This window comes from Nostoc sp. FACHB-133 (assembly GCF_014698055.1).
In the GTDB taxonomy this organism is placed as follows: Bacteria; Cyanobacteriota; Cyanobacteriia; order Cyanobacteriales; family Nostocaceae; genus Nostoc.
This window is the reverse complement of record NZ_JACJSH010000134.1, coordinates 1-6,147: the sequence shown is the minus strand read 5'-3', so window position 1 is coordinate 6,147 and position 6,147 is coordinate 1. Positions and strand designations below refer to the sequence as shown.

Here is a 6,147-nt window from a genome sequence, read left to right as displayed (position 1 = left end):
TATCTAATCGTTCTATATTCTTGTAGCTAACTTGATTTGTGCCTGCTGTAATTGAGCCAATGTTAGTAGTGGCATTGTAAGTCGTTGCGATCCCTCCGGTAACATCGCTGTAATTGATCAACAACACATCTTCACCCTTACCCCCGTCTATCGTATCTTTACCGCCATCGCCTGTGGAGAGGGTATCGTTGCCATTGCTCCCTACAATATTGTCGTTGTAGTCTGTACCACTGATATCTAATTGTTCGATATTTTTATAGCTAACGCGATTCGTACCTGCTGTAATCAATCCAATGTTAGTAGTGGCATTGTAAGTCGTTGCGATCCCTCCGGTAGCATAGGTGTAATCGACGGATAACAAATCGTCATCTTTACCCCCATCGATCGTATCATTGCCACTAATGCTGCCAGAGTTGTAATCGTTGGAATTGTTACCTACAAAGAATGAGTCATTGCCATCGCCCCCAAAGAGCAGATTATTGCCTGATGAATTCTCAACATTCAAGTAATCATCACCAATACCACCGTTGAGAGTGTTATTACCTGCTGTATAACTAGCATCCAAGGAATCATTACCAGCATCACCATTGAGGGTGTTATTCCCTGTGCCATAAATTCTACTAAAAAGTCCAAATCTTTCGTCTAAGAAACCAGAAACGGAGAGTTGATCATTTCCATCGCCCCCAGAGAGCAGGTTATTACCTGTTGAATAGATAGCATCCAAGTAATCATCACCAGCACCACCGTTGAGGGTGTTACTGCCTGTTGAATAGATAGCATCCAAGGAATCATTACCAGCACCACCGTTGAGGGTGTTATTCCCAGAGATAGGATTGCCAAATGAAATACCCAATCGGTCGTAGGTGTAGTCACCAGAGGCGGAAAGAGAATCATTTCCATCGTCACCATCCAACAGGTTATTGCCTTTTGAATAGTTAACATTCAAATTATCGTCACCAGTACCACCAACGAGGGAGTTATTGCCCGCATTACCAACAAGAGTATCATCACCCACGCCACCAATGAGAGTATCATTCCCCGCACCACCTCTCAAAATGTCGTTGCCACTCAAGCCATCGATTTTATCATCACCCCCCTGACCATTAATGACATCATCTGAATTGTCTAAACCCGTAATGTTGTTGTTCAGGTCATTGAAGAACGTCACCGTGTTCTTGATGCCGATGCTCGTATCGGTAGAGTTGGCATTTAGGACATTAAAACTATCGGTGATGCTAGTTTCCCCATTAAACAGGATATTACCGATGGCTGACCTTGTACCAGAAGCTGCCAAGTTCTCCAAATCTTCTAATTTGAAGTTTTTCAGGATGACTTTTGTATTAAACGCTCCTTCAAAGGTGACTTCCAAATTGCTGCCATTCTGGGTGAGCAGCAGATTTCGCGCAGTTAACCCATCACCGTTGAATTTTAGGGTGTCTACTTCAGCAATGATTGCTGCTGTCGGGTTTGTTCCTTTACCTATGCCACCGAAATCGGTGATGATATCAGTGCCGTCACTCGAGGAAAAGCCGAAGTCAAAGGAATAATTGTAAATAAATTTATCCTTGCCACCACCACCAGTTAAGGTATCGTCGTCCTGGTTAGCTGTAATGGTATCGTTACCTGCAAGACCCTTAATCGTGTCCGCGCTGTAGCTGCCCACTAGGGTATCATTCCCATTGGTTCCAATAATATTTGCCATTATTTTTTCCTAACTGAATCGATTTTTGGACTAAATTAAGTTCTCAGTTCTTAGTGCTGTTTTGGCACAGCGAAATTTGCCGAAACTTGAAGCTTTCGACATACTTGAATCTTCCCCCTAGGTCTCCTTTTGATTGACTTGCAAGTATTACGTATCCAAGCAATTCGGACTATCTAAGTCTTAGGCATTCTACAAATTCAAGAGTATCTGCATTCACAAAATAACTAGTGGTCTGTCAAACCCATTTTGACGGTTGTAGAGACGGCGATAAATCGCCGTCTCTATAGAAAATTTATTCGTCAATTAGTTCTTGACAGACTACTAGTTTGAAGCTGATTTAAACAATCCTTTATCAGTAGTATAGGTAAACATTCACCATAGACATTCCTGAAAAAGCATCGAAAAATCAAGCTAAAATGTTTTAAAAACAAATCTCATTTTTTTGTCAATGCGTAAGTCTTACTAGGTTGAAAACAGGGCAACAAATATTTATGGTATTGTCGTGGGCTATTGCCCGTGGATATATAGCTGAAAAATAGCTAACAGGTTAAAAAGCATAGAGAAACCAATTTTCAGGAAGATTAAATAACCTGCTAATAAGTAGCATACATAATATGTACTGAGTTATTTATCTCTACAAAATAACTTTACATATTCTTCATCATAGGTGCGTCTTTGGGAGCAAGCGATTGGGCAAAGCCCACGCTAGGCGATCGCAAACTAACACTACCAATATTTTGGGGATGAGTGAAACTGACTAGTAGTTCGCCAAGTGAACTTGGCGGGGTAAAGGGGAAGGGGGAAGGGGTAAAAGGTTTAAATCCCTTACCCTTTTCCCTTTCCCCTTTACCCAGTCCTCACAAGCGCATTTTTGGGTTGGCAGACTACTAGACCTGTGAAACCTAAGTCAGTTGGCTTAAATAAACCTAACTATGTAACCAAATGGGGTGGATAAGCGCGAAGCTGTCATGAGGGGCAAGATAGCTGGAAACTATTGCTATATCTACGCTTAAGCATTTTTGATATCGAACTAGAATTGCTGCATGAATGCACTGCTACTTTTCACCCCATAATTGCTTTTCGCCTAGCACACAGTATTAATAATACTGTTTGGTTGGAGTCTCTGGATTGGGCTACAAAGCTTGATGTCAAAAAGTTTCAGTCAATTCACGCCAAAAGATGATCATTGCCCTAGCTGTAAAACCTGTAAATAAAGTTAATAAATACTCCGGTTTTTGTAGCTATGGATACCTAACTTTTGTCCCCTGTGTCAATTTTACTTAAACATCGCTTAAACCTATATATAGTAAGAGTTTTCAGTCTATTTTGCCCCTCATGACAGCTTCGATGTAGGTTGGCGCAATTAAAGCTAACTGGTGAAGGCTGTCATTTGTCCTTTGTCATTGGTCATTAGTAAGGACTTTAAGCCTATTTACGTTTCGTAATATAACCTGAGTTCGGGTTAAGCCAAAAGCTAAAAAGCTTATTCTGTCAGGATTGAATAAAACTGGAATTGATCAAAGCAGGGATAAAAGTGGAATCATTTTGTCAATAAGGTTCACAAATGAAACTAATCTCAGCAATATGTCTTATTGACAATAGATGAAAACAGAGCTTTAGACCGAACAACGATAATTCAAGGCTTTTGAGGATTTCTTATCCCGAACTCAGGTTAATATACTTGGGTTTTTCCGCGCCAACTTACTTAATACGTGGAATAGGTGGCTATATATATTGATATAACGTTGAGCTTTTTAGCTTTGAGCCGACAACTGTGTAATTTTGGTTTATTGAGAGTATCTACTCTACTCTGCTAAGGCTTTACCCTTCTTCACTCTCGGCTTACACCCTAAAAACCCCTCTACTTCAGAAGAAGAGAAAAGCCAACCCTCGGTAGCAGCTAGCTGAACCTCTTTAAGGTGCTGTAGTGACTCGGCAGGTCGCAGGTGACGAGCGATCGCTTCAGAAGCTCTCCCCCAAACCGGGGAAAAATCTACTCCAAACACTTTGTCCTTTAGAGGTTGAATCTTCTTGGATAACAACAAGTTGGCTTAGAACCAGCAGAATGGACAATACAGCAACGCCACAATAGCTATTATTTGATGAGAAATTGCATAAATTTAATAGCGCTCGATGAGGAAATTATGGAGTAGCGCTCACTTATAATTAAAATATGATGATTTTAAAGTAGAGATAAAATGCGTAAACAGACCATTCAATATACATCATCTTTAGATGCTTTGGTTGCCGTTGCCAAGCGGCTCAGTGTGTATGAAAACCAGCAAAAAATGGACTCAGAAGATTTTTTTTATCAGTATAATCAGGGAACATTAGCAGATGATGTTCTATTTATAGAATGGGCAAACGATTACCGCCATTATCTGGTTTTGCGTCAAGAAATAGAGCAAAGATTGAACTATGCTGCCTAACATTCTATCTGATTATTTAAATCAAGTAGAACAAGCAATTGTTCAATGTCCAAATCTTTATGTGGAACGTTATGAAGAAGAAATTTTAACATCCCTTCGGGCTAATTTAAGAATTCGATTGCGTTTAGCTCAAACACACTTGTTAGAAATTAACGAAGCTATAGTAATCACAGACAATCAGTTAAAATTTCTTGATTATCGCTACCATTTTCAAGATGAACGAAATTGCCTAGTTTTTCGTTATGATAGTACGCCGCATTTTCCTGATATCTCTACATTTCCGCATCACAAGCATTTACCAAATGATGTGATTAGTTCTCAGAAACCGGAAATTATTCAAGTATTAAAAGAAGCAACCGAATTATTGAACTAGATGGATAAGTTCCTGTACTAAGAGCCAAAGAAGGTATCTTATCTCTAAAATAAGCAAAATTAGATAAAATTTTCATGCTAGTAAATAACAGGTTTAATACAGCTAGATTAGAGATGTTTATAATTTGGCTAGTTTGGTAGCTTATTGGTCGTGAAGAAAGAGAATAATTAAGGTTACAGCAGCGCTAACATAGAATTTAATTCCATCAATAAATAAAGTATGCCCAAAACTTGGAACATCAAAATAGATAACTATATTCAAGCCAACCCCAATTGCATCATCGCCACTGCTCATGTAGACTCGTTCCCGATAGACCTACCCCTAGAACCGAATATCCGCGAACCGAACCGCAAAAGTGCGACCTACAGACAAATCTTCGACTCCCTGACGACTGAACCCGAAAAATTCTTCTCTCGTCATAGCGGAATCGTTCTGTCAGCCAATAAAGTTAAGCCTATCAAGAACAAAACTGAACTAGAGCTAGAAGTCTTAGAAGCTAACGAGGGGGGTAGCGATGGCATTATAAACGGTGGCCACACAGTTTTAGCCTTTGAGCAAGCGAAAAATTACAAATATGACCTAACCCAAGCCAGAGTAAAAGTTACGATTCACATCGGATTGACTGAAGAATCAGCCAAAGATATAGCCCTAGCAAGTAATACTACAACGCCAGTAGATTCTCGCTCCAAAGTCAACGCTAGGGGTGATTACAAATTCATCAAGCAGTATTTAGCCCAGTTAGAACAGAAAGAAGATAGGAAATTCCGCATCGCCTATTACCAGAATCAAAGTGGCGCTCCCAGAAATGCCCAGTGCAATGTCACCCATTTGCTCAAGCTGCTTTACTGCCTCGACAGAAATAAATACAACCCCGACGGCAATAAACGAACCAAACACCCAGCAGGGATGAGTCTTCCAAGTAACATCACAGACACAGAAAGGGAACGGTTAACCGCTTTACTTCCTCTACTAACTCATGCTTTGTGGATAGAGCAAAGACTCTACGAGATAATCCAAGACTATATCAGCAACCCTAGAAGAAAGGGTGCTAACGATTTAGCATCAATAGATATACGTAAAACTACGTTATTGCCTGATAGCAAGTATTCATTCGGGTTTGGTGCGCCAACTGACTTGGCACTACCGATAATTGCGTCCTATCGGGTATTTTTGGACAAGGACTATAAATGGATTCTGCCGTTTAATGAATTCGCTGAAGATTTTCTCCAACACCTGTGGACGAACTACTTCCGTAAGTATTTGGTGTCGGAAAAAACAGCAGGCAATACAGTCGGCACAAAAATCAGCCGCAATCAAGAGATTTGGGAAAGTCTGTATATCTCGGCGCAAAGTTATCTAAATCAGCACTTGATGAAAATGGTTAACTCCAGTAAGTCAGAGTCAGAAGCGAAGGTGACACAAGGTAGAAAAGGGCGTGTGCAAACAGATAAGAAATGATGGAACCCTTCATAGGCAACTGTTAAAGCTAAAATTTCTTTAAATCTTTCACTGTCGAGGGCGTGTAAAACTTCCCCATTTAAACAAGATGGAACTTGGTTAAAAATTCACGACAAATTATACCAATGGACTCGCGTGGCAGCAGGACGTGAACCTAGCCCGTCAGAAGCAGCAGTCGATAGTCA

At 40.3% G+C, this 6,147-nt stretch carries 4 protein-coding genes and 1 pseudogene; 3 read left to right on the top strand and 2 right to left on the bottom strand.

From position 1 onward, the window contains the following. A pseudogene (locus tag H6G86_RS37505) lies at positions 1-1,702 on the bottom strand (beta strand repeat-containing protein); the annotation flags it as partial. 1,805 nt (positions 1,703-3,507) lie between these two features. Further along, entirely contained in the window at positions 3,508-3,708 is a 201-nt protein-coding gene (locus tag H6G86_RS37500) for a hypothetical protein (protein WP_190938627.1), read from the bottom strand. Between the two features lie 192 nt (positions 3,709-3,900). Here H6G86_RS37500 and tumA point away from each other — a divergent pair, with 192 nt between their 5' ends. The 3 genes from tumA (at position 3,901) to H6G86_RS37485 (ending at position 5,962) form a co-directional block, all read left to right on the top strand. Next, positions 3,901-4,131, top strand: coding sequence for an antitoxin TumA (tumA, locus tag H6G86_RS37495; RefSeq protein WP_190938626.1), 231 nt, complete (start codon positions 3,901-3,903; stop codon positions 4,129-4,131). Next, on the top strand, positions 4,121-4,504 hold the full coding sequence (gene tumE, locus H6G86_RS37490; RefSeq protein WP_179076578.1) for a toxin TumE: 384 nt from the start codon (positions 4,121-4,123) through the stop codon (positions 4,502-4,504). The genes tumA and tumE overlap by 11 nt, the downstream gene beginning before the upstream one ends. A gap of 219 nt (positions 4,505-4,723) precedes the next feature. Then, positions 4,724-5,962, top strand: coding sequence for an AIPR family protein (locus tag H6G86_RS37485; RefSeq protein WP_190938625.1), 1,239 nt, complete (start codon positions 4,724-4,726; stop codon positions 5,960-5,962). The last annotated feature ends 185 nt before the right edge of the window (positions 5,963-6,147 follow it).

Coding starts and splice junctions, on each gene's coding strand:
- tumA (WP_190938626.1), top strand. CDS start 3,901: ATGCGTAAACAGACCATTCAATATACATCATCTTTAGATGCTTTGGTT.
- tumE (WP_179076578.1), top strand. CDS start 4,121: ATGCTGCCTAACATTCTATCTGATTATTTAAATCAAGTAGAACAAGCA.
- H6G86_RS37485 (WP_190938625.1), top strand. CDS start 4,724: ATGCCCAAAACTTGGAACATCAAAATAGATAACTATATTCAAGCCAAC.